The organism is Microcoleus sp. A003_D6 (assembly GCF_036702825.1).
Classification (GTDB): Bacteria; Cyanobacteriota; Cyanobacteriia; order Cyanobacteriales; family Microcoleaceae; genus Microcoleus.
The window spans coordinates 1-22,525 of sequence record NZ_JAUBWA010000118.1 but is presented as its reverse complement, the minus strand read 5'-3'; the positions used below and the strand labels follow the sequence as shown (position 1 = coordinate 22,525).

Below are 22,525 nucleotides of genomic sequence, written 5' to 3'. Positions count from 1 at the left end.
AAAGCATTAGACCTCTTGCAAAAATAATTAGGACGGGCAAGATGCCCATCCCACAAGAGTTATTTTTTCTGGTGGGATGGGCATCTTGCCCGTCCCATTAATTGATGAAAAGGATTTTTGCAAGAGGTCTAATTATTAGCGGGGATTACACATTAGCTCCTGACATAGAAGCAACTTGGTTTATCGATCCGCCATATAAAGAAGATGCTGGTAAAGGTTACAAATATGGTAGCAAACTCATTGATTATAAAAAATTGGCAGAGTGGGCAAAGAATAGGAAGGGAGAGGTTATATTTTGCGAAGGGCATTGCGGTGATTATTACCATTCAAGCCATTACTATATCTGAAGGGTGTGGCAGGTAAAACTAGCAAGTAAGTTATTTATTACCAATCTAATACAGATATCGCGTACAATATATGTAGCGGTAGTTTTCGGAAGTGGCATTAATTAGCAAGTGGATGATGTATCATGAAAAAACGAGTTTTTTTACAAGCTGGTCTAGCAACAGTAAGCATGGCATGGTTATCGTCCTGTTTGCCTGGGGATTCAGATGTTATGGCTGCTTCTAAGGGTGTTTTTGAAGTTACTAAAACTGAGGAAGAGTGGCGCAAAATTTTGACTCCGGCACAGTTTGATGTGTTGCGAAAACAAGGCACTGAACGCTCTCACACTAGCATTCTCGACAAGCAATACGGGAAGGGAATTTATGCGTGTGCTGCGTGCAGTTTGCCAGTTTTTTCGTCGCAAACCAAATTTGATAGCGGTACTGGTTGGCCCAGTTTTTCTGACCCCATAAAAGGGGCGATCGGCACATCTGTGGATAATTCGCTGTTTGGGACTAGAATTGAGGTGCATTGCCGTCGCTGCGGCGGGCATTTGGGTCATGTATTTGATGACGGCCCTGCACCTACTGGCAAACGTTACTGCATGAATGGTGTGGCGATGAAGTTTATTGCTGGGTGAGGTTCTTTGACTGCGATAAAGAAACCGGGTTTCTGCGTAAATCGGGCGTGAGGATGGTTAAATTATCGTAGAAACCCGGTTTCTTGCACTGCGGAGTGTGGAATCCCATAGTTATTGACGCGCAAAATGGCGGGTGCACTCCTGATTCGCGCGGATGGTATAGTGATTTTTGGGATGTGAGGGCGATCGAGGTTAATGTATGAAAGCTGAAGAACTTTTAGAAAGATACGCCACAGGCGAACGTACATTTCAGAATCAAAACTTAAGTGGGGTAAACCTTAAAGGTGCTGATCTGAGTGGGATCGACCTACAGGGTGCTGATTTGAGTGGGGCTGATTTGATTGGCACAAACCTGACAAAAGCGAACCTTTACCGTGCTAACCTGAGTCGGGCATCTCTGACAAGTGCAAACTTGAGTGAAATACGTTGTGATTCAGCTAATCTAAGTTTAGCAGAACTCAATGATGCAAATTTGAGTAAAGCAAATCTGAGTAGCTCAAACTTGACTAATACTAATCTTGAGATGGCAAATCTGAGTGGTGCAAACCTAGGCGCTACTAACCTAAGTAGAGCCTCCTTGTTTCAGGCAGACTTAAGTAAAGCTAACTTGACTAACGCTAATCTGACTAGAGCAAACCTGGCTGAAGCAAATTTAACTGCAACAATTCTAAGTGGTGTACAATTTTTAGAGGCAAATCTGAATGGTTGTAAACTCAGGGCAGTCAATTTGCAACAAAGCAATTTGTCAGGAATTAAGTTGATAAATGTAGATTTAAGTGTGGCAAACTTGGGAGAAGCTAACCTTGAAAAAGCCTGTTTGCAAAGCTCGAATCTCGAAAGAGCTAATCTGCAAGGAGCAAATTTAACTAGAGCCGATCTAAGTGGAGTAAAATTGAAAAAGGCAGACTTAACTAAGGCAAGAATTTATGGTTGGAATATTGAAAATGCAGACTTCACTGGTGCTACAATGCCCGATGGAGAACTCTACCAGCCTGAAACCTCTGACGGAGAACTCTACCAGCCGGAAACCTCGGAAAAACTATCCCAAAAAGTGATATCTATGACGCGCAAAATTATTCGTACTGACAAAGCACCGGCACCGGTGGGCCCTTACAATCAAGCGATCGCCGCTACGGGCACTATGCTATTTGTAGCCGGTCAAATTGCGATCGACATTAGACTAAACGATATTGTCTACACCGACGATGTGGCAAAACAAACCGAACAAGTTATGGCAAATCTCGAAGCCATTCTCACAGAAGCCGGCGCTACTTGGTTGGATGTGGTAAAAACTACGGTTTTCCTTAAAGATATGAATGATTTTGCCGCCGTAAATGCGGTTTATGCGAAATATTTTGATGCGGAAACTGCACCGGCACGCGCTTGTGTGGAGGTTTCGCGTTTGCCGAAAGATGTGTTAGTTGAAATTGACTGTATTGCTGTGATTTAACGTGAGTTAGAGTGCTGACCTGGCAGGAAGATCGATCTTCCTGCCAGGTCTATAGAGTCTGACCCCTCAAGCTGCAATAGTCTCACTACTTCTTCAAATTAGCAGGAGGAGTTTCAGGTACAACCCAGTAGTAGACTGTTCTCTCGCCCACTTTTACTACTTGCTCAGGTTTCCAGTCGCCCATATCGAATTCATGGGACACAATGCGCGTACCTGGTTTTAATTCACTGAGTAATTTAGGGCGCAGTTTTACGTTGAGTTCTGGCAGTAGGTAAAGCGTGACAACTGTTGCCTCACTGAAGTCTGTTTGGAATAAATCTTGCTGACGAAACTGGACACGATCGGTCACGCCAGCCTTTTGGGCGTTCTGGTTAGCTTCTCGAATGCGTTCTGGGTTGATGTCAATACCAATGCCCCGCGCGCCAACCTTTTGAGCGGCTGCAATCACAATCCTACCGTCGCCACTACCCAGGTCGTAAACCACGTCATTGGATTGCACGTTTGCCAGCCGCAGCATTTCATTCACAACCGCTACAGGGGTTGGAACGTAAACGACATCGGGTTCACGGGTGGGAGCTTCTGTTGTGGGGCTAGGAGTCGCTTGAGCCCGATCGGAAACAGAATTAGTTTGGGATGTGGCAGCCGGGGTGGGAGCCACTGTCTCAAAGTTACGTTGTTCGGTACAGCCGATCGCAGCAAAACTGAGAATGCTAACGCCAACAAAGAGTGATTGTCTAATGGTTTTGAGTTGCACGATCGTAATCTCCAAAAAAAATTGCTATGTAGTTTGACGAACAAAGGGAAGACCCAGTAGAACAACGATGATCCCTGCGATCGCGCCGATGCCTGTATAGACCACACTCGAATAGAGCAAATAGCCACAAATGGCGCAGAACACTATGGGAACGATCGGGTAAAGCGGTACGCTAAACGGGCGGAGTCGATCGGGATCTCGAAGGCGTAAAACAATTAACGACACGGTGCTGATCAAAAAGAAAAACCAGAAGATGGGCGCAGTATAGTCCACCATTGTTTCAAATCCTTTGCGGGTGAAGGTTCCCAGCCCAATCAGCGTCAGCGCGATCGCACCTTGCAATAAATAAGCGGTTGTCGGTGAACTCGGATGCGGGTGCCAGCGTCCCAACCAGCGAAACGCAGACATATCCTGCCCCAGAGCAAAGCTGCTGCGTGCCCCCGTAAAGATGCTGGCGTTGATCGACCCCAGCGTGGCGGTGACAACCAGTAAACTCACAAACGCGGCTCCAGGTTCACCCAGCACTCGCCGCAGTAAATCTGATGCAACGGCTTGAGAGTCGGCCATGCCTGCGATACCCAATCCCCGCAGATATGCCAGATTAATCAGCAGATAAAGTCCTGTAATGATGCCAATGCTCCAGAGGAACGATCGCACAATATTGCGCTGCGGGTGGTGAATTTCGGCAGAAATGTAAGCGGCCTCATTCCAACCACCATAGGACAGCAGGACGAAGACCAGCGCTAAGCCCCAGGAAGAGGTAGGAGAGGCATCGGAGGGAAGGGGCCCGACGGAAGGAGGGTAGGATGCCAGACCAACCACGATAACCAGCAGTAAGCCTAAAACGAGTATCACCGCTAGCCAGTTCTGGAGGCCTTTACTCTGGCGCAGTCCAATGATGTTCAGCATTGTGAGCAGGGCGATCGCGAATGCGGCGTAAATTGCAGGCGAGTAGCCACCTAGTCGAAATAGCTCAGAGGCATAGTCGCCAAACACAAACGCCAGCAGCGCGATCGATCCAGTCTGAATCACAGTCATGCGTGCCCAGGCAAATAAAACCGCGATCGGTTGCCCAAATGCCCGTTTCAGGTAGTAGTAGTTGCCGCCGACATGGGGATAAGTCGTTGCCAATTCGGCGTAGCAAAGTGCCCCCAGCAATGACACAACACCGCCCATGAGCCAGACTCCTATGACACCACCAACCGTTCCGGTATTAGCAGCGACCAGAGCAGGGGTTTCAAAAATGCCTGCGCCGATTACTAGCCCGACAATCAAGGCGATCGCATCAATTAGAGTAATGGAGGGTTTTGGAGTCCCTGTTTGAGGTTCGTTACGTTCCACCAGTGCAGTGTTCTCTAATCTATCCACAGTTTTAGCTTCTCAACGAGTAGAATTTGTAACGACACCCAGGCGTAAACCAATTTCCGTTTTGCCTAAAAATCCGACACTCTGAAGAATTAGAATTCCTGCGATACCAGAAATTAAAAAGAGTTGCTGGAAAGGTTAACTGTTCATCCTCAAAAACCTATTTAGGATAAGGTAGACAATCAAGGTCTACTCTTAGTGTCCACAGCAAATGTGACTCAAAGGTGACAATTCCCACATTTGTCCAATTAATTACTGAGAGCCGGTTCTCATGCTTCGATTGTTTGCAGGATACTCCAACCAGAGCGAACCATTGCTTGCAGTTGAGGTAGCATCTACCCAATCCGCGTCACTCCTGAAATCAATACATGAGCGGTTCGATCGCCAATCAGACAACCGCACGGATAATCCAGAAACGAGACTCAGCCTTTTGCCAGATGAGAAAATCTACACTATCTTGCACAATAGCCATCATGTTATTGAATGGTTAGAAGCAGTGGATTTCTAGATCGGGGCTTTGTATTAGATTTATTGCAAAAAAAATATGTGTTATAATTAAAAGTCTGCTCAAGTTTAGGTCAAACTTTTAATTATTGGGTTGATTGGCATCTGCTTAAACTTGCGCAGCCTGCTAGATTTAAAAATTGTCTAAACTTTCTATAATAGCACAAAATTATTTTGCAAGAGGTCTATTGGTATAGGTTTGCTTTCGCAACGATTACATTGGACATTGCCTAACTTGAGAACTCCCGAACAATCTGAACGGTGGAGTGATTTAATGCCATTGATGAGTTGGCAACTTTGGCTAGCTAGGGATTTAGTGGTGGAAAATCAACTCCCTTGGCAATCTGAAGCGTATCAATTTAACTCCTGGACGTGTTGCCCAATCAATGTTGTCGGTTTTAGTTGACATTGGTACTCCCGCAAAAATGCCTTGCGCAGAGGGGAAAATCCCCCGGCTGGGAACAAGGAAAGGTACGTACCAAGGCACCATGCTATCCCACTGTGAAAAAACGGGTTTCTCGACGCAAAAAGTCTTCAAGATTGGCTATTTAACCTTCTCTCTCTTGAGTTTTTGAGCAACAGCTTGCCGGATCTTCAAAGGCAGCTACTTTTAGATGCGATCGTTTTTTAGTCTAAACTCCAGTTATTTATCTATGCACTGTTTGGTTATTTTGTCAATGCGTAAGTCCTAAATACAATTTAAATGGCCAACCACTTGTCAATAATCAGGCTTTGAATTTACAGATACAGTCCTGGACGCACGGCGCGATGCTTAGAAACCGGGTTTTTTACGCTCATCTGCGGGTTGTAACGCGTCTTTTCGTAAAAAAACCCGGTTTCGCACGGGTCTCCATGCACAGATCGCGACCAATGACCGATCGCTAATGACTAATGACCGATGACTGATGACTTCTTTGCCGTTGAGCTTCGTACAAGATGAGGGCTCCGGCGATCGACACATTTAAAGATTCTACGCCGCGACTCAGGGGGATTTGGATTTGTCGATCGGCCAAACTCCTCAATTCTTCCGACAAACCAGAACCTTCATTGCCCAAAACTATCAGAGTCGGCACTCGCAAATCTACTTCCCAATAAGTTAAACTCGCGTCGGCGACGGTTGCTAAGATTTGCATTCCTCGATTTTTATACCCGGAGACTTCGGCGGTTAAATCTGGACTGACTGCCATTGGCAGCTTAAACCAAGCTCCTGCCGAGGCGCGCAGCACTTTGGGATGGTCTAAATCGGCGCACTCAGCGCTCAGCAGCAAACCGTCGGCATTAGCAGCCGCAGCCGTGCGGACGATCGCCCCCAAGTTGCCGGGATCTTGGATTGTTTCTAAGGCTATTCCTAAAGTTGACAATTCTGCGGGCGCGGTTGCCGCGCGGGGTGCGGTGGCGACAATGCCGTCTGGTTGAACTGTAGTGGCGATCGACTCTAACACTTTTGCACTTACTAACTCTGTGCGATCGGCTAAATTACCAATTTGCTCCCAAAGTTTCCCGTGCCTATCCAGCCATTCGGGAGTGCAGCAAACCGTTGCTAGCCGGTATTTAGCCGCGCAAGCTTCTTCGAGCAAGTGCGTTCCTTCGAGTAAAAATAGTTGTTGTTCCCTGCGTCCCTTCGAGCTGTGCAGCTTGCGGATTTCTTTAACTAGGGGGTTTTGAATACTTGTCAGCATTTTTTAATTTAGCAGACCGAATGGGGTTATTGCCTGTATCGGGTTAACCCCAAACTTTCTTCTGCTTTTGGAATGCGGAACCCGGGACTTGAACCCGGAAGGCTTGCACCACATGAACCTGAATCATGCGCGTCTACCAATTCCGCCAGTTCCGCATCGGTCACGAATTACTACTCTGCCATAAGTTCGCGAATCTGTCAAGTGTTTTGGGGAATTTATTTTTTTTCTGCTTCTGACCTGCGAGTAATATATAGCCTTTCTCAGAAAGATGAGGTACGACTGGGCATAGGGCATAGGGCATAGGGCATAGGGCATACCTCACTTTTTTGAGAACCGCTATATCTGTTAACTAGACTTATTGAATGGCATAAATTGTTCGATCGATCGAACGCAGATGTCAGGCAGATAAACACAGATAAACGCAGATAATTTCAAGTCTTGAGAGAGCTTGGGAATGCAATTAAAGTCTACTGTCGATCTTGAGTGGAAAAACTTAATATTGCCCCATGCCCCATGCCTATTATGTTAAAATTTTTGTGGCAGATATTTCTCACCTCGGCTACCTATGTCTGAGCCATTAACCCTCGATCCGAGTCAGTTGCCAGATATTAGCAACTTAGTTCTAGAAGACGATACTCCTTTGGACAGCTTCATCAACGAAAAACAGCAGCGACTGCTGACAACGGTTTTGTATAGCGGTGGCGATACGGGGATTACTGTTCCCTTTATTGCGGCTGCAAATGTTGGTTTGTTCAGCAGCATACGCCAACCGGGAGTCGCCCCGGATGTTTTTCTCAGTATCAATATTACTGGTGCTGAGGATTGGTGGGAAAGACAAGTGCGATCGTATTTATTTTGGGAATTTGGCAAACCTCCGGAAATTGCGATCGAAATTGTTTCCCCAACTCCGGGAAATGAATTGGGCAGCAAGTTAATAGACTACGCTCGAATGCGAATCCCCTATTATGTTGTGTACGATCCGTTACGGGAGTTGAGAGGTAGCACGCTGCGAGTCTTTGAATTGCAGAATCAATCCTACGTACCCAAAACTGATGCTTGGTTTCCCGAAGTCGGTTTGGGACTAACTCTGTGGGAAGGTGAATTTGAAAAGGTCACTGGTACTTGGTTGCGCTGGTGCTATGCTGGTGGCGCTCCCATTCCTACGGGCGACGAACTGGCGGCACAAAAAAATGCTCAGTTATCTCAAAAAGATGCTCAGTTATCTCAAAAAGATGCTCAGTTATCTCAAAAAGATGCTCAGTTATCTCAAAAAGATGCTCAGTTATCTCAAAAAGATGCTCAGTTACTGGAGGAACAAGCGCGGACTAAACGAGCATTTATTCAGATGATCGAACTCGGTTTGAGACTGAAGTTTGGAGATGAAGGATTGCTGCTGCTTGATGAGATTTCGGGAATTTCTGATGTTGGTGTTTTGCAGGCGATCGCATCTGATATGCCAGCAGCCAACAACCTCGACGAAATCCGCAAAATTTATCAACAGTAATTTTACAACAAGGTTCGTAGTAACTGAGATATTGCACCATTCTTAGGAACAGGCAAGATGCCTGTTCCACAAAGAGTAAATTTTCTGGTGGGGAGTAGGGTTGGGCATCCTTTCCGCCCGTGAAAGGCTTATTGACAATGTTGCAAGATGTGAGTAAGCTGTGGAGCATTTAAACCACTAACGAGACCTGTAGGGTGCGTCAGCTAGAACACTGACGCTCGCAAGGGAAACGAGAAAGGGGCCGTGGCACCCTACAATACTATTTTAAATGCGTAACAGCTTAGTAACTCACATCTGGCAGCATTCTTAGGAACGGGCTCTTCGGCCCATTCCACAACACATCAAGTTTCTTGTGGGGTGGGCGTCCCGCCCGCGCTCAAATACAATTTAGATGCGGGACAGCTTACTTAAAAAAATGGGAATCTAATCGGCCAAATCGGCGAAAACCTCGCGCACGGCCGGATGCACCAATCGGTGATTCTGCACGTTCAATCCCTTCGCCAAACTCGGATTCATTTCCAAAGCTTTAATCCCGCTATTTGCCAACTGCAAAACATAAGGCAAAGTGCTGTTATTCAAAGCTTGAGTTGCAGTCCAAGGCACGGCACCGGGCATATTTGGCACGCCGTAATGCACAACTCCTTCCTCAACATAAGTGGGATTTGTGTGAGAAGTTACCCGCAAAGTTTCCACGCAGCCGCCTTGGTCAACGGCTACATCAACAATCACAGAACCGGGGTGCATCTTCGCAACAAATTCGCGAGAAACCAGCACCGGAGCTTTTTTGCCTAAGACCAAAACTGCACCGATTAATAAATCAGCATCGGGAACAACTGCTTCTATTTGCAAAGGACTGCTGTAGAGGTATTCTACTCTGGAACCGAACAGAGTTTCTAAGTAGGCTAAGCGATCGACATTTACGTCTAAAATCTGCACTCTCGCGCCCATTCCTACAGCAATTCTGGCCGCTTCTGTGCCGACAATTCCGCCGCCCAAAATCACAACTTTACCCGGTCTTACCCCCGGTACACCGCCCAAAAGCACGCCGCGGCCACCTTGCTGCCGTTCCAAAAACCGAGCTCCGAACTGCACGGCCAAACGGCCTGCAATAATGCTCATCGGCGTCAGCAGCGGCAATTTTCTGTCCGGGAGTTCGACGGTTTCGTAGGCGATGGCCTGGACTCCGCTGTTGATTAAATGCTCGGTTAATGTACGATCGGCTGCTAAGTGCAAATATGTAAACAGCAACTGCTTTTTTTGAATCAGCGGATACTCAGCAGGCAGCGGTTCCTTAACTTTAACAATTAGTTCGCGATTCCAGACATCTGAAGCCTTTAAGACAATCTTAGCCCCTGCTTCAACGTAGTCCTCGTCCGCGAAACCGGCCCCAGCGCCTGCATTCGTTTCCACGAAAACTGTGTGGCCTTTGTCCGAACAAGCCCGGACACTTGTGGGACTGAGCCCGACTCGAAACTCTAAATCCTTGATTTCCTTGGGGACGCCTATTTCCATCTATAACCTCTAATATCAGGCATACGTAGATCGAATCTAACTTAAAAACCATCCCCAGCGGGATAATACCATTGTAGATTTTAGATTTGGCAATCCGGCAATCCGGCTAGGAGAATATTTGTTTGATTTTTATCCAGTGCGATCGCAATTTCCAAAATTTAGACTTGAATTACATAATTTTTTGAGTGATAGATCGACCGCAGATGTAGGGCAGATTAACACAGAGTAACGCAGATAATTTCAAGAAGAGTCAATATATTTGATCTGTCACTTATAATTTAACAGGCATAACTCGCCCCCCTATCTAAACAAATGCCACGGATACCTACCTTAACATTCGATCGCGGAACGCTCCTCATACACCCGCCGCCCAAAGGCAGAGACTGGGTGGACTTTGCCACTTGGGACGATCGCGTGGAAAAATTCCGCATTCGGGCGATTCACTACCGCCCGCTGGTAGAATGCCTCCAAGCCGACTGCATTCACTTCACCGACGAAGCTAGGGGATACGAACTACTCGAACTCGTACCCAGCGTCGAAATGCAGCCTTACCAGCATCAATCACAAGCCCTCGCAGCTTGGCAAGAAGCAGGAAGCCAAGGAGTAGTTGTCCTCCCCACTGCTTCGGGCAAAACTTATCTGGCACAATTAGCCATGCAAGTCACTGGTCGCAGTACATTAATTGTAGTACCAACTCTCGATTTAATGCACCAGTGGTATGCTAATTTAAAAGCAGCTTTTCCCGACATCGAAGTCGGATTGTTGGGCGGAGGTTCGCGGGACAAAACGCCAATTTTAGTTGCAACTTACGACAGTGCCAGCATTCATGCAGAAACCTTGGGCAATAAATACGGTTTGCTGGTTTTTGACGAATGCCACCATTTGCCAACGGACTTTTATCGAGTAATTTCCGAATATGCGATCGCCCCTTATCGACTGGGACTGACAGCAACACCCGATCGCACCGACGGCCGCCACAGCGATTTGCATTTCCTGATCGGCCCGACAGTATTTAGCAAAAGACCCGAAGATTTGGCAGGCGATGCTTTAGCCGACCATAAAATAGTTCAAATTATGGTAAAACTGTCAAAAGAAGAAACTGAGCGATACGGCGAATTAATGAACATTCGCAACGACTTCTTAAAACAGTCTAACATCAAAATATCCAGCCTCGAAGGTTGGAAACAGTTTATCATGGCAAGTGCGCGATCGCCCCTAGGACGGCGCGCCATGCTAGCCCACCGCCAAGCTAAAGAAATCGCCCTTTGTACCGAAGGAAAACTGCGAATCTTAGCTCAAATACTAGCAGAACACTCTCCCCAGCGCACTCTAATTTTCACCGGAGACAACGCCACAGTTTACCGAATTTCCCAAGAATTTCTCATCCCCACAATTACCCACCAAACCCCAGTCAAAGAACGCCACGAAATCCTCGATCGCTTTCGCAGCGGCGAATACAAAACCCTCGTCGCCTCCCACGTTCTCAACGAAGGAGTGGACGTTCCCGATGCCAGAATTGCTATCATATTGTCAGGCACCGGTAGCGAACGCGAATACATCCAGCGATTGGGTCGAGTTCTCCGCAAAAGCAGCGATGTAAATAAGTTAGCAATTCTCTACGAAGTCGTCACCGAAGACACCAGCGAAGAAAGAACATCCCAGCGCCGCCGAGGAGGAATGCAGCCTTACAAACCCCAACCACAAACACAAATAGAACCGCCAAAGCCAGAATATCAGAAATTAGAAACTGTCAAACCGACACCCATTTACGGAGTCAACCGAGAGGCGACTAAAAAAGCCGCCGAATCACCCGCAAAATGGGGAGATGATGATGATGAAATTCCCTGGTAGCAAGCTTAAATAACTTAGTTGCTGGATGGGAAGTCTTAGCGAAAGGATGGTTATATAATTAAAGCAATCCTAGGTCTATTTAAAATCTAAAATCTAAAATCGATTTACGGAGTCAACCGGGAGGCGACTAAAAAAGCAGCCGAATCCCCAGCAGAATGGGGAGAAGACAATGATGATTCCCAGGAATATTGAAGATTGCCCAATTCAGGGTATAATCTCAATATTAATTAATTTACCTTACGTGAAAATGAGCGAAACTGTACAACTAAGTAACTTTAAAGTCTTCCCCAAACATACAGGAGTTTGGGAGGGAGACTGGACAATCCTCGATGCCGACTGCAAAGAAACCCAGCGTTTTACAGCCCTGTTAACCCAGAAAATTGTTGATAACCAGTGGAGGCAAACTAACGTTCAAACTTATGCCAATGGCAAGAGTGAAACCCAAAACTTTGTGGGTCATGTTGTCGGTGAAGGGCAAGTGCAAATTGAAAGTCCCGACTCTCCCTTTTCCAACTACAAGACACTAGCCACAGAAGTTGGAGATCATCTGATAGTATTTCAAATATGGGACAAAGCAACTGACATTCTCAGGGCCGTGGAAACCATCAATCTTGTCAGTTGCGATCGGCGAATTCGGACTACCCAAAGCTTGACAGAAGAGGGAAAACTTAGGGGAGTTATGGTGATTGTCGAACAAAAAATTGAGTAAAACTTTTCACTGCTTATGTTACCCACTGATTTATTAAGTCACCGCCAAAACGGGGAATCAATAATTCCTCTCCGCCTCAAGATAGATGCTAAAAATCTAGAAGCAGCTACCGAAATGATCGACTGCTTCCAAGAGTCGATCGGCAAAACCCAAGGCGAACTCGACGGACGCTTGCTAGAATTAGAAGGCGACAGCCCCGATTATCGGCTGAAACGGGGATTAGCGCACCTGCTGAAAGGCGGTTACTGCACCTTGGAAGTCATCAGTCCCCTAGAACCCTCAGAGTTGAGACAGCGGGTTTTTGCTTTGTCTGCGCGATCGACTCCCAGCCCTCAATCCACCCAATTAACCCTGGAAAAAGTAGCAACTGAACTCAGCCAAGACTTAAACAGAGAAGTTTTGCCTCACGAAATCACTACAGGTTTATACGCCGATTTAAACGAAAACAAAATCCTCACTGAGTTTAATGCACCAACACCCGAAAACTTGCTTCACAAATACAATCTTTCTCAAGTTCAAGGCATATTTTACCGAGCAAGTCAAGTCCAATTAACCGCCCACCGCAACGATCCAGGAGAATACAAACTCTTATTTCGCTATCTGAAACTCTTTCAATTAATGACTTACATCGAAGGCGATGCAGACCACGGTTTTACACTGACAATAGACGGCCCTACAAGCTTATTCAAACCCAGCACCCGCTACGGCTTAGCCCTCGCAAAAATGCTGCCCGCACTGCTGCACGTCACCAAATGGAGTATGCACTCGACACTGCACACAAAAGATCCTTTTAGCGGCGTTTTGAAAACAGGTAAATTCACCCTAAATTCCGACTGCGGTTTAGTTAGCCACTATCCCCCTGGCAAGCCTTATGATAGTATGTTAGAAGCAGCATTTGCTGAAAGATGGAATTCCACAAAAACCGAGTGGCAACTAGAGCGAGAAGTTGATTTAATTCCGATTCCAGGTAGTGTGATGATTCCCGACTTTCGGTTGGTGCATCCCGACGGGCGAGTGTTTTTATTAGAAATAGTTGGCTATTGGCGGCCGGAGTATTTACAAAAGAAATTTGCACAAGTACAGAAGTCTGAATGCGATAACTTGATTTTAGCTATTTCCGAACGGCTGAATTTAGAAAAAGCAGGGGTGAATGTAAAAGACGTGCCAGCAAAAGTAGTCTGGTTTAAAGATAAATTGTTGCCAAAATCAGTCCTGGAAATTCTCGAATAGTAAGTTATTCTGCATTTAAAATTAACTTTTAGGGCGGGCTAGAAGCCCAACCCCTACTCCCCACAAGAGTTTAAAGAAAAATAAGTCTACTGTTTTCTGTCTCTCTCTGCGCCCTCTGCGCCCTCTGCGGTTCAAAAAAATCCTCTTCTATAAATGAAATCATTCTCAAAAAATATCGCACATTCCCAGCTATACTAAAATGGGAATTTACCCAAATCCTTGCCACCGCTAAATTTGAGGTATTCCCCTGTCCAGAACCGGATGTAAATGGACGTTACCGCATCCATTTTTTTGCACGTGGACTGCGATACCTTCCCAAGCCGGCAGTTGAACGGATTAATCGGGTTCAAGCGGGCGAACTTTTGTATTTAGCGCACGAATTTCACAATCCGCACGATTCCTCTGCTTTGCTTCTGTGTACTAAAGATCGCTGGATTGTAGGCTATTGTCAGCGCTATCTGGTGGAGGATATTTTTGAAATTATCTCGCAGCATCGAGAATTGGTTCTCGTAGAAGTCGATCGCCTCAACCAACCCCCAACGCCGCTAAAGTTCCGTTTGCTGTGCAAGATAACCGCCGATTGGCGAGACATTCGCCCCTTCTCCAGTCCGATGTACCAGCCGGTTAGCAGTGATGTTTTAGCTGCAAGGGCGATCGGATAATCAGCAACAATAAGTAAAATTACGATCGCAGAATTAGGGAAGAAGTCAAGTTAATTATTGTGAATAGAATACAGAAGATTGCACAATTTATACAAATAATTAGCTCAATATTGACATTTTTTCCATAATAGAGTATGTTTAACCTAATTTATTGATTCCAAATTCCGCAGTCTCAGTTAAGCCAATACAATTTCTAAAATTTAGAATTACACATCGCTAAAAGTTTCCATTACTATTGTTGCCCTGCCGGAAACATTTTGTAGGTCTACTTTTTAGATTTAGTATTATTAGTCTGGGTGCGAAATTGACGTATCTAAAACTTCCGAGAGTGTGAGTATGAACAAAAAAATAAAGATTGGGGTTGCTGAAGCTTTTGGTACTTTTGTGTTGGTATTAGGTGGATGTGGCAGTGCGGTTTTAGCTGGAGACAAAATCGGCTTTTTGGGAGTGGCGATCGCCTTTGGCTTGTCCCTATTAATCATGGCTTATACGATTGGCCCTATCTCTGGATGCCACATTAATCCGGCGGTAAGCATCGGTTTAGTAGTTGCCAAACTGAGCGATGCTGTGTTACTTCCTTATTATATAGGAGGTCAGATTGTAGGAGGGATTTTAGGCGGTCTTGTTTTGTACATGATAGCATCAGGAAAACCTGGTTTTGATGCAGCGGCTTCTGGATTTGCATCTAACGGTTTTGGAGAACATTCCCCCACAGGTTACGGACTTTTGGCAGCAGCTTTGACGGAAATTGTACTGACTGCTTTTCTGTTATTTACAATCATGGGCACTACCCATCCCAAATATCCCGTCGGTTTGGGCGGAATTCCGATCGGCTTGATGCTGGTGTTGATTCACTTAGTCGGAATTCCCGTAACCAATACTTCAGTTAACCCAGCTAGAAGTATCGGTGTGGCTATCTTTCAAGGCACCTGGGCAATCCAACAGTTGTGGGCGTTTATTATATTCCCGATCGTTGGTGGAATTATCGGGGTATTGGCTTATAATTTAATTAAGCCCACGATGGAAGAAATTTGATCGAGAATCAAAAATAAACTGGGTTTCTGGAAGTTTTTATGGTGGTAGGATTCATCTGGCAACTTAAGAAACCTGGTTTCTCGATCGCACAACTCGATCGAATTGCAAGTATTCGGTAAATAAGCGCCATGATTGCGATCGTGATGGGAGTCTCCGGTTCTGGAAAAACTACTGTTGGCAAGTTGCTGGCGGCCTCTCTCAATTGGGATTTCAGCGATGCCGACGATTTTCACTCGCCAGCCAACATCGAAAAAATGAGTTTGGGCATTCCTTTAGAAGATGCCGATCGCCTTCCTTGGCTGTTACAATTGCAAGCTGCAATAGACAGGTGGCTTTGGGAAAATAGAAATGTGGTTTTGGCTTGTTCTGCTTTAAAAGCATCTTACCGCGAAATGCTCTGCCGAAACGAGCAGCAAATAAAAATAGTTTATCTTAAAGGTTCTTTTGAGCTATTCGCAGCCCGGTTAAAAAATCGCGAAAATCACTACATGAAAGTAGACTTGCTGTCAAGTCAGTTAGACACTCTCGAAGAACCAGAAGATGCAATTATTATAGATGCTTCGCAGCCGCTAGAAATAATCCTGCGCGAAATTAGAAATCATCTCAAATCCGGTGGTATTGGAATTATTTAATGTGAGCCATGCCGCCAGCCAGACGCACCCTCGCGAGCTCGTCCAAATTATGATTGCAATGCAATCGAAAACGACTCGATCTGTCTGATATGTGTTAATTGCCCCAAATAAAATTTGTTTGTAGTGAGGACTTTACTCCTCATAAAACTTTGAGGTTTGGCGTGCTAATTTTTGTACAAATACAAGAAAGCTTCTACTTCAGCGGCGGTTGGTTGAGCCGCAATTGCCCCAGGTTTCATCGCTGTCATCGCACCCACCGCGCTCGCATAAGTTACAATTTTTTTTGCTATTTCTGGATCTGCTAAATTCTTAATTCCATGCTTGCACAACTGCCGTACAAAACCAGCCACAAACCCGTCCCCAGCACCTGTTGTATCCTCAACATCTATTGCAAAGACGGGAATTTTTCCTTCATTTTCCGAGATACAATAGGCGCAACCTTTCTCGCCAGCAGTCACCAAAACTCCTTCTACGGAATCGAGGCGGTAGGTAATAGCTCCAGCGTCGGTTGTTGCAAACAACCATTCGGCTTCTTCGTCAGATAATTTGACAAAATCAACGTTTTTTAAGAGTTCTATAATTCGCGCTTTTGCTTCGTCTGGATCTGGCCAAAACACCGGACGCCAATTGATGTCAAGTATAATTTTAACGTCGTACTGTTCTGCTAGCTCGATCGCTCTTTTTATCGCCTCTCGACTTTCAGGATAAGCTAATTCTAAAGTGCCTAGCACTAAAAAATCGGCATTTTCAAACAGCACCTCGGGTAGTTGTGCAGCGAGGAGGCGGGTGTCGGCAAAATCCGCAGTATGAAAGTCGCCAAAACCGGCAAAACTTCGATCGCCCGCTTCATTCCGCAAGACATAAACTTGTCGCGTCGGCGCACTCGGATGGCGCTGCACTCCAGCGATATCAACCCCTACTTCTTGCAATACCTGCACTAGGGAATTCCCCAATTCATCCCCACCTACAGCACCGATAAATCCCGCCGCCGTCCCCAATTTAGCCAAAGCACAGGCCACATTAGCAGGAGCACCGCCGGGATATGCCGTCCAAGATTCTACCTCTTCTAGAGATACTCCTGGTTTGTCTGCTAAACAATCAAATAAAATTTCACCCAGACACAGAACGCGAGGATAAGTCATATGAATTTTTGATGTTAGATTATAGATTTTAGACCAGGAGTAGACAGGTTAATAATTATTTTTAACCCATCCCATAAAAATTGCAAGGTATTTTTTAATGGCTGCTCCTATAATATCAGACCTACTGATACTGGCAGTTACTTCCTTAACGCACAAGTGCAGTGCGGGCGTATCAGTAGTTTGACGTGCAAACATCTGCGGTTTTTTGGGCCCGGATGTCAGATGCGCGCCGGTAAAACGAGCATCCGCCACCCGACGCGCCAGCAGTGCAAGTGGCTGCGCGCGCTTTGTCGGCGCAGCCACTTGCACTGCTGGCGATTCTCCAAGCGAGTTGGTGCATGAGGGCCAAGAGGAGGAGCAGCAAATTTAATTTTCTCTTCATACTCGATCCGTCATCCTCTAGAATTGTAGATAGGTAAATATGCACACATAGGAAAAATTTATGAGCGGGATCGTCTCTGGGACCCCTGTCACCCTGTCGGACAGAGAATTGCAGGTGGTAGAGTTAGTAGCGACGGGATTGACTAATGAGAAAATTGCCGAAAAGTTAGAGATTAGCAAGCGTACAGTTGACAACCACATTAGCAATATCTTGAACAAGACGCGCGCTGACAATCGAGTTACGCTGGTACGTTGGGCGTTGCAGTGGGGGAAGGTATGTTTGGACAATATTAACTGCTGCGCTCTACCGGGGCCGATCGATAAAGAAGTATCTTAAGTAGGGGATCAGGTTGGGGACAGGCAAAGAAATGATGCAAACGGCACAAGAAAAACAACTCCGCTATCAAATTCAATGCCCTGGATTGCCGCTGGCGGTGTATCGCGAAGTGGCGGCCCATTTGCGTCAAGTTGAAGGGGTGGAAACCGGTTTAATTCCGCAGCAGTCGCAGCGGTTTGATTACAGCGACAGCCAAGTTGGGAGTTTGTGGATACAGTATCCTGAAGGGTTCGATTTGGTCGATCGCCAGCGAGTCGATCGCATTTTGGCTTATTATGGCGATCGTTACGGAGTTTGGGAATTATTAAGTCATTAGTCATTAGTCAGTAGTCAGTAGTCATTAGCTAAGAGTTAAGGATTGAGAACTAAGAAATACAAAAGTTATTAGCTTTTAATTAAGACGTTAGTTGCTAAGAACCAAATACCCGTGACAAATCAGAAATCACCAATGACTAATGACTAATGACTAATAACTAATGACTAATAACTAATAACTACTGACTACTGACTAATGACTACTAACTAATGACTACTGACTAATGACTACGGACTAATGACTAACAAAATGAGTGCAATTAAAACTTTAACGGGAACGCGGGATATTTTGCCCGATGAAATTCGATATTGGCAAAATATAGAAGAAGTAGCTAGAACAATTTTGAAAAAAGCGGCTTATCGAGAAATTAGGACGCCAATTTTTGAACAAACATCTTTATTTGAACGCGGTATCGGTGAAGCTACCGATGTCGTGGGCAAAGAAATGTACACTTTTAAAGATAAGGGCGATCGATCGATTACTTTGCGTCCAGAAGGCACAGCCGGAGTAGTGCGAGCTTTTATTCAAAATAGTTTAGAAGCTCAAGGTGGATTGCAGCGTCTTTGGTACGCGGGGCCGATGTTCCGCTACGAACGTCCTCAGCAGGGACGGATGCGGCAATTTCACCAAATTGGCGTAGAAGTTTTGGGAACTGCCGATCCGCGGGCGGATGTGGAGGTAATTGCGATCGCCTGCGACATCCTGCAAGCGATCGGTTTAAAAAATTTGCGCCTCGATATTAATTCTGTCGGAAATAAGCAAGACAGACAAAATTACCGGCAAGCTTTGATCGATTATTTTACACCGCACAAATCTGAATTAGATGCCGATTCCCAAGACCGATTGACTCGCAATCCGCTGCGGATTTTGGATAGTAAAAATGAGCGCACTCAAGAAATTGTAGCTGGTGCGCCGAGTATTTTGGACTATTTGGGCGACGAATCGCGATCGCACTTCGAGCAAGTGCAGCTTATGCTCACAAAGTTAGGAATTAGCTATCAGTTAAATCCCAGATTAGTGCGCGGTTTAGATTACTATACCTACACCGCATTTGAAATTATCTCCGACGATTTGGGAGCGCAAGCAACAGTTTGCGGAGGCGGCCGCTACGACGGTTTAGTCAAGGAATTGGGCGGCCCGGATACGGCGGCAGTCGGTTGGGCAATGGGTATCGAAAGGTTGATTATCCTGCTGCAAAAGTTGCAACCATTGCCGGTGCCCAAGTTAGATTTTTATTTGGTATCCAGGGGCGAAAAAGCAGAACAGCAATCGGTATTGTTAGCTCAAAAATTGCGAAGTGCCGGGTTTAGTGTAGAGATAGATTTGAGCGCTAGTGCTTTCGGAAAACAGTTTAAAAGAGCCGATCGCAGCGGTGCAGTTGCGTGTTTGGTTTTGGGAGATGCGGAAGCTGAAAACGAGACGGTACAATTGAAGTGGTTGGCGAGTGGCGAACAAAGTGCGATCGCACAATCCGAACTGCTAGCCATGACCACCGAACTACAGCAGAAGATTAACAACCCTTAGAACGATCGCTTGTAGCCGAGTCTAGATCCCCCTAAATCCCCCTTAATAACGGGGACTTTGACGGCACTCTTGTCCCCCCTGATTGAGAAGGGCTTTGACGGCACTCTTGTCCCCCCCTTATTAAGGGGGGCTAGGGGGGATCTAGACTTCGATACAAACAAAAGAAACGGTCGGTTTCCTCGTTACCAGGCTCTGCCCGGTAACGCATATCCAGAGGCTCTGCCTCGTCATTAAGCCATTAACATTAATCCCAAAAACCAAGAGATATAATTTAAGCATTAAAACATTTAACCTCTGATAAACTATGTCTGTAGCAACTAAAAATCCTGAAACAAAACTCACAATCACCTGGCCGCTACTACCAGAAGATTTCCAACTACCAGACGACCCCGTGGAAGACGAAAGCCAACCATTATTAGCCGCCGCTTTGCGCCAGCCGCTAACAGCATTTCCAGAATTAATGCAGGATGCCTTAATTGTTTCCAACTTTGCCCTTTGTGCCGGCATAAGTTTGCCAGCATCCACCAGCGACGAACAGCGTATTATCTGCAAAGCACCAGATTGGATGTACGTGAAACCCGTCAATCCAAAAAATGTCTCGCAAGTCCGCCGCAGTTACACCCCGCACACAGAAGGAACCATCCCCCAAATTGTGATGGAGTTTCTTTCAGAAACCTATGGAGAAGAATACTCCGTTGAATTTACTTCGCGGGTGGGAAAGTGGTATTTTTACGAGCAAGTAATCAAAGTACCCAGATACGTCATATTCCGAGCGAAAACAGCTCGTTTAGAAGTTTACGATTTAGAATCAGATCACTACAACTTGCAAAAAGCAGATGAAAACGGACGTTATTGGATACCGGGATTAGACTTGTTTTTAGGAGTTTGGGAAGGAACCCACGAAGGGAGAACAGGCTGTTGGCTGAGGTGGTGGGATGCAGAAGGCGAGTTGTTGCTTTGGTCGGAAGAACGAGTAGAACAAGAACGCCAACGGGGCGATCGCGAAAGACTCCGCGCTGAAAGATTGGCCGAAAAACTGCGTCAAGCGGGGATCGAGTTAGATGACGAAGAGTGAAATATCAATTGATGAGTCGAGTTCGATCGCGTTTTGGTATGATGGCACTCTTGTGGTGCGGGCATCCAGCCCGCCCTTGCGTCACTTTGCACTCCTATGTTAATCGAACGTCTCCAGACGATCGCCTGGACAAAAAAACCGCGACTAATATCCTTATTTTCTGGTTGCGGCGGCATGGATTTGCCATTCCACCAAGCCGGATTTGAGGTAGTTTGGGCGATCGACTCCAATAAATACGCCTGCAAAACATTCAGCAGAAACATCGCCGATGTCATCGTCAACGACAGCATAGAAAATATAGACATTGCACAAGTTCCCGAAGCTGAAATATGTATAGGAGGCTTTCCTTGTCAAGATTTCTCCCTAATTTGGAAGCGGCCCGGACTTGAAGGAACCAGAGGCAATTTATATACATACTTTCTCGATTTTGTCAACAAAAAAAAGCCCAAAGCTTTTGTAGCAGAAAACGTTAAAGGTTTATTAAGTGCCAATAATTATCAAGCAATAAAACAAATAATTTCCGACTTTGAAAGTATAGCACCTGGTTATTTAGTTAAACCCAAACTTTACAACTTTGCTGATTACGGAGTTCCGCAATTTCGCCAAAGAGTGTTATTAGTTGGCATTCGGATGGATACAGGATTTAACTTTGTGCATCCTCAGCCAGAATACGGTCAAAATCGCAAAAATCCTTATCGAACTGCGGGCGAAGCACTCAAAAATGTGGAAGCAGTTCTTGACAATAACAAACATCATAAAATTCAATCCCGCACCGTTGAAATTTTAAATCGAATTAAACCCGGAGGCAATTTCTCTGATATTCCCAAGGATAGTCCATACTATGTCAAAGGCATGATCAGTCACGTTTATCGGCGAATTCATCCAGATAAACCATCATCGACAATCATTGCTGGTGGAGGTGGCGGAACTTGGGGTTATCATTATTTAGAACCGCGTTCTTTGACAAATCGTGAAAGAGCAAGATTGCAAACATTCCCCGATGATTTTGTTTTTGAAGGTTCTACTACTGAAGTGCGGCGGCAGATTGGCAATGCAGTGCCGCCGCAGGGAATTGCTGCTGTTGTTGAGTCTTTGATTCCGCTATTTAAGGGGGATTATCTCCAAGTTGATTTATATGAAATGAGTAAAAAGTTGCAGGGGATGTCAATTCAACAACGATTAAAATGGGCTGAATCCGAGGGATTCGAGCAGAGTTTGCAGTTAATTTGAAAGTGTGGTATAGTTAAAATACCTGAGTCAGACGAAGCTTTAAGCTTATGTCTAATTCAGGTTATATATAAAATACTCTATAGAAATAAAATAATTTCGTGAAACCAAACTTAACTACAGGAAACCCCTATAGAAACGCACCTCATTACCAGTATCCCCAAAACATACCTGAGAAGTATGCGGCTATCGTAGAGGAACTGCGGACTAAGGCTCAAGAGGTTCGATCGTCGATCCATATTGGAAAACCCACTTCTGGTAATGCTGCGGCTGCCAAACTAGAACTCGCAATGGGTAGAGTTTATAGCGAAAAAGCTACCAGCAAGAGAAAGCCTCTCAATATTCCAGGCCTAGACAATGGGCCAAAGTTGTTTTTTCCGGCAAGGATTAACAGAGCAGCAGTCTCTGAAACTTTCAACGAAACACACGCTGAGTACAAGCTCTTCAATGCACTTGCAGGAGAGTTGGAACGAGATAGTGTACCTTCTGAGGCGACAGGAAGGCTTTACCTTTACACGCGCCTGAATATGTGTTCTGGCTGCTACACTACCTGCAATGAAGACTTTGCTAGGTGGTTCCCCAACATTGAAGTGATTGGGAGCATAACAGTTATGCAATCAGTATTTATACTGATGATAATTTAAGCTGCTGCTTTGAGATTAACACCAATCA

Annotated in this window: 23 protein-coding genes and 1 tRNA gene; 17 read left to right on the top strand and 7 right to left on the bottom strand. The window is 45.6% G+C overall.

The features are described 5' to 3' along the window. Window positions 1–104 precede the first annotated feature (104 nt). The 3 genes from QUB70_RS25605 to QUB70_RS25595 all read left to right on the top strand — a co-directional run bounded on the left by QUB70_RS25605 (window position 105) and on the right by QUB70_RS25595 (window position 2,414). Complete coding sequence (locus QUB70_RS25605; RefSeq protein ID WP_332984255.1) at window positions 105–347, top strand: hypothetical protein; 243 nt, start codon at window positions 105–107, stop codon at window positions 345–347. Window positions 348–469: 122 nt separating this feature from the next. Beyond that, window positions 470–964 carry a peptide-methionine (R)-S-oxide reductase MsrB gene (gene msrB, locus QUB70_RS25600; RefSeq protein WP_332984253.1) on the top strand — a complete coding sequence of 165 codons (495 nt, stop codon included), beginning with the start codon at window positions 470–472 and terminating at the stop codon, window positions 962–964. 199 nt (window positions 965–1,163) lie between these two features. Next, window positions 1,164–2,414, top strand: coding sequence for a Rid family detoxifying hydrolase (locus tag QUB70_RS25595; protein WP_332984252.1), 1,251 nt, complete (start codon window positions 1,164–1,166; stop codon window positions 2,412–2,414). Window positions 2,415–2,499: 85 nt separating this feature from the next. Here the strand turns inward: QUB70_RS25595 and QUB70_RS25590 are convergent, their stop codons facing one another. Beyond that, on the bottom strand, window positions 2,500–3,168 hold the full coding sequence (locus QUB70_RS25590; RefSeq protein ID WP_332984250.1) for a methyltransferase domain-containing protein: 669 nt from the start codon (window positions 3,166–3,168) through the stop codon (window positions 2,500–2,502). 24 nt (window positions 3,169–3,192) lie between these two features. Then, window positions 3,193–4,536 (bottom strand): APC family permease, encoded by a 1,344-nt coding sequence (locus tag QUB70_RS25585; protein WP_332984249.1) that lies wholly within the window; start codon window positions 4,534–4,536, stop codon window positions 3,193–3,195. Between the two features lie 268 nt (window positions 4,537–4,804). Between QUB70_RS25585 and QUB70_RS25580 the strand changes: the two genes are divergently transcribed. Continuing rightward, on the top strand, window positions 4,805–5,041 hold the full coding sequence (locus QUB70_RS25580) for a hypothetical protein (protein WP_332984248.1): 237 nt from the start codon (window positions 4,805–4,807) through the stop codon (window positions 5,039–5,041). Window positions 5,042–5,918: 877 nt separating this feature from the next. On the opposite strand, the gene QUB70_RS25575 is transcribed toward QUB70_RS25580, so the two are convergent. Further along, window positions 5,919–6,716 carry a TrmH family RNA methyltransferase gene (locus QUB70_RS25575; RefSeq protein WP_332984246.1) on the bottom strand — a complete coding sequence of 266 codons (798 nt, stop codon included), beginning with the start codon at window positions 6,714–6,716 and terminating at the stop codon, window positions 5,919–5,921. Window positions 6,717–6,789: 73 nt separating this feature from the next. Continuing rightward, window positions 6,790–6,871: transfer RNA gene (locus QUB70_RS25570), tRNA-Leu, on the bottom strand. 410 nt (window positions 6,872–7,281) lie between these two features. Here QUB70_RS25570 and QUB70_RS25565 point away from each other — a divergent pair. Further along, window positions 7,282–8,220, top strand: a complete 939-nt coding sequence (locus tag QUB70_RS25565) for a Uma2 family endonuclease (protein WP_332984245.1) — start codon at window positions 7,282–7,284, stop codon at window positions 8,218–8,220. 423 nt (window positions 8,221–8,643) lie between these two features. On the opposite strand, the gene ald is transcribed toward QUB70_RS25565, so the two are convergent. After that, entirely contained in the window at window positions 8,644–9,732 is a 1,089-nt protein-coding gene (gene ald / locus QUB70_RS25560) for an alanine dehydrogenase (RefSeq protein WP_332984244.1), read from the bottom strand. A gap of 312 nt (window positions 9,733–10,044) precedes the next feature. On the opposite strand from ald, the gene QUB70_RS25555 reads away from it, so the two are divergent. From QUB70_RS25555 to QUB70_RS25530, 6 genes are all read left to right on the top strand, one after another. Then, window positions 10,045–11,583 (top strand): DEAD/DEAH box helicase family protein, encoded by a 1,539-nt coding sequence (locus QUB70_RS25555; RefSeq protein WP_332984243.1) that lies wholly within the window; start codon window positions 10,045–10,047, stop codon window positions 11,581–11,583. 169 nt (window positions 11,584–11,752) lie between these two features. Then, a complete protein-coding gene (locus QUB70_RS25550; protein WP_332984242.1) occupies window positions 11,753–12,292 on the top strand; it encodes a DUF3598 family protein in 540 nt (179 codons plus the stop codon). A 15-nt stretch (window positions 12,293–12,307) separates the two neighbouring features. Next, the gene (locus QUB70_RS25545) at window positions 12,308–13,522 is read left to right on the top strand and encodes a DUF790 family protein (protein WP_332984241.1); all 1,215 of its coding nucleotides are present in this window, start codon (window positions 12,308–12,310) and stop codon (window positions 13,520–13,522) included. Between the two features lie 80 nt (window positions 13,523–13,602). Next, window positions 13,603–14,184 (top strand): HIRAN domain-containing protein, encoded by a 582-nt coding sequence (locus QUB70_RS25540; RefSeq protein WP_332984259.1) that lies wholly within the window; start codon window positions 13,603–13,605, stop codon window positions 14,182–14,184. Window positions 14,185–14,520: 336 nt separating this feature from the next. After that, window positions 14,521–15,219 carry an aquaporin Z gene (gene aqpZ / locus QUB70_RS25535; protein ID WP_332984240.1) on the top strand — a complete coding sequence of 233 codons (699 nt, stop codon included), beginning with the start codon at window positions 14,521–14,523 and terminating at the stop codon, window positions 15,217–15,219. Window positions 15,220–15,347: 128 nt separating this feature from the next. Then, window positions 15,348–15,851 (top strand): gluconokinase, encoded by a 504-nt coding sequence (locus tag QUB70_RS25530; RefSeq protein ID WP_332984239.1) that lies wholly within the window; start codon window positions 15,348–15,350, stop codon window positions 15,849–15,851. A gap of 164 nt (window positions 15,852–16,015) precedes the next feature. Here the strand turns inward: QUB70_RS25530 and QUB70_RS25525 are convergent, their stop codons facing one another. Further along, the gene (locus tag QUB70_RS25525; protein ID WP_332984238.1) at window positions 16,016–16,993 is read right to left on the bottom strand and encodes a carbohydrate kinase family protein; all 978 of its coding nucleotides are present in this window, start codon (window positions 16,991–16,993) and stop codon (window positions 16,016–16,018) included. 48 nt (window positions 16,994–17,041) lie between these two features. After that, a complete protein-coding gene (locus tag QUB70_RS25520) occupies window positions 17,042–17,296 on the bottom strand; it encodes a hypothetical protein (protein WP_332984236.1) in 255 nt (84 codons plus the stop codon). A 139-nt stretch (window positions 17,297–17,435) separates the two neighbouring features. On the opposite strand from QUB70_RS25520, the gene QUB70_RS25515 reads away from it, so the two are divergent. The 6 genes from QUB70_RS25515 (at window position 17,436) to QUB70_RS25490 (ending at window position 22,497) form a co-directional block, all read left to right on the top strand. Continuing rightward, window positions 17,436–17,711, top strand: a complete 276-nt coding sequence (locus tag QUB70_RS25515; protein ID WP_332984234.1) for a helix-turn-helix domain-containing protein — start codon at window positions 17,436–17,438, stop codon at window positions 17,709–17,711. Between the two features lie 34 nt (window positions 17,712–17,745). Next, window positions 17,746–18,027: a hypothetical protein gene (locus QUB70_RS25510; protein ID WP_332984257.1), complete on the top strand. Its 282-nt coding sequence runs from the start codon at window positions 17,746–17,748 to the stop codon at window positions 18,025–18,027. A gap of 249 nt (window positions 18,028–18,276) precedes the next feature. Beyond that, window positions 18,277–19,551, top strand: a complete 1,275-nt coding sequence (hisS, locus tag QUB70_RS25505; RefSeq protein ID WP_332984233.1) for a histidine--tRNA ligase — start codon at window positions 18,277–18,279, stop codon at window positions 19,549–19,551. 304 nt (window positions 19,552–19,855) lie between these two features. After that, window positions 19,856–20,626, top strand: a complete 771-nt coding sequence (locus QUB70_RS25500) for a Uma2 family endonuclease (protein WP_332984232.1) — start codon at window positions 19,856–19,858, stop codon at window positions 20,624–20,626. A gap of 96 nt (window positions 20,627–20,722) precedes the next feature. Then, window positions 20,723–21,856, top strand: a complete 1,134-nt coding sequence (locus tag QUB70_RS25495; RefSeq protein ID WP_332984230.1) for a DNA cytosine methyltransferase — start codon at window positions 20,723–20,725, stop codon at window positions 21,854–21,856. A 98-nt stretch (window positions 21,857–21,954) separates the two neighbouring features. Continuing rightward, the gene (locus QUB70_RS25490; protein ID WP_332984229.1) at window positions 21,955–22,497 is read left to right on the top strand and encodes a deaminase domain-containing protein; all 543 of its coding nucleotides are present in this window, start codon (window positions 21,955–21,957) and stop codon (window positions 22,495–22,497) included. Window positions 22,498–22,525: the final 28 nt, after the last annotated feature.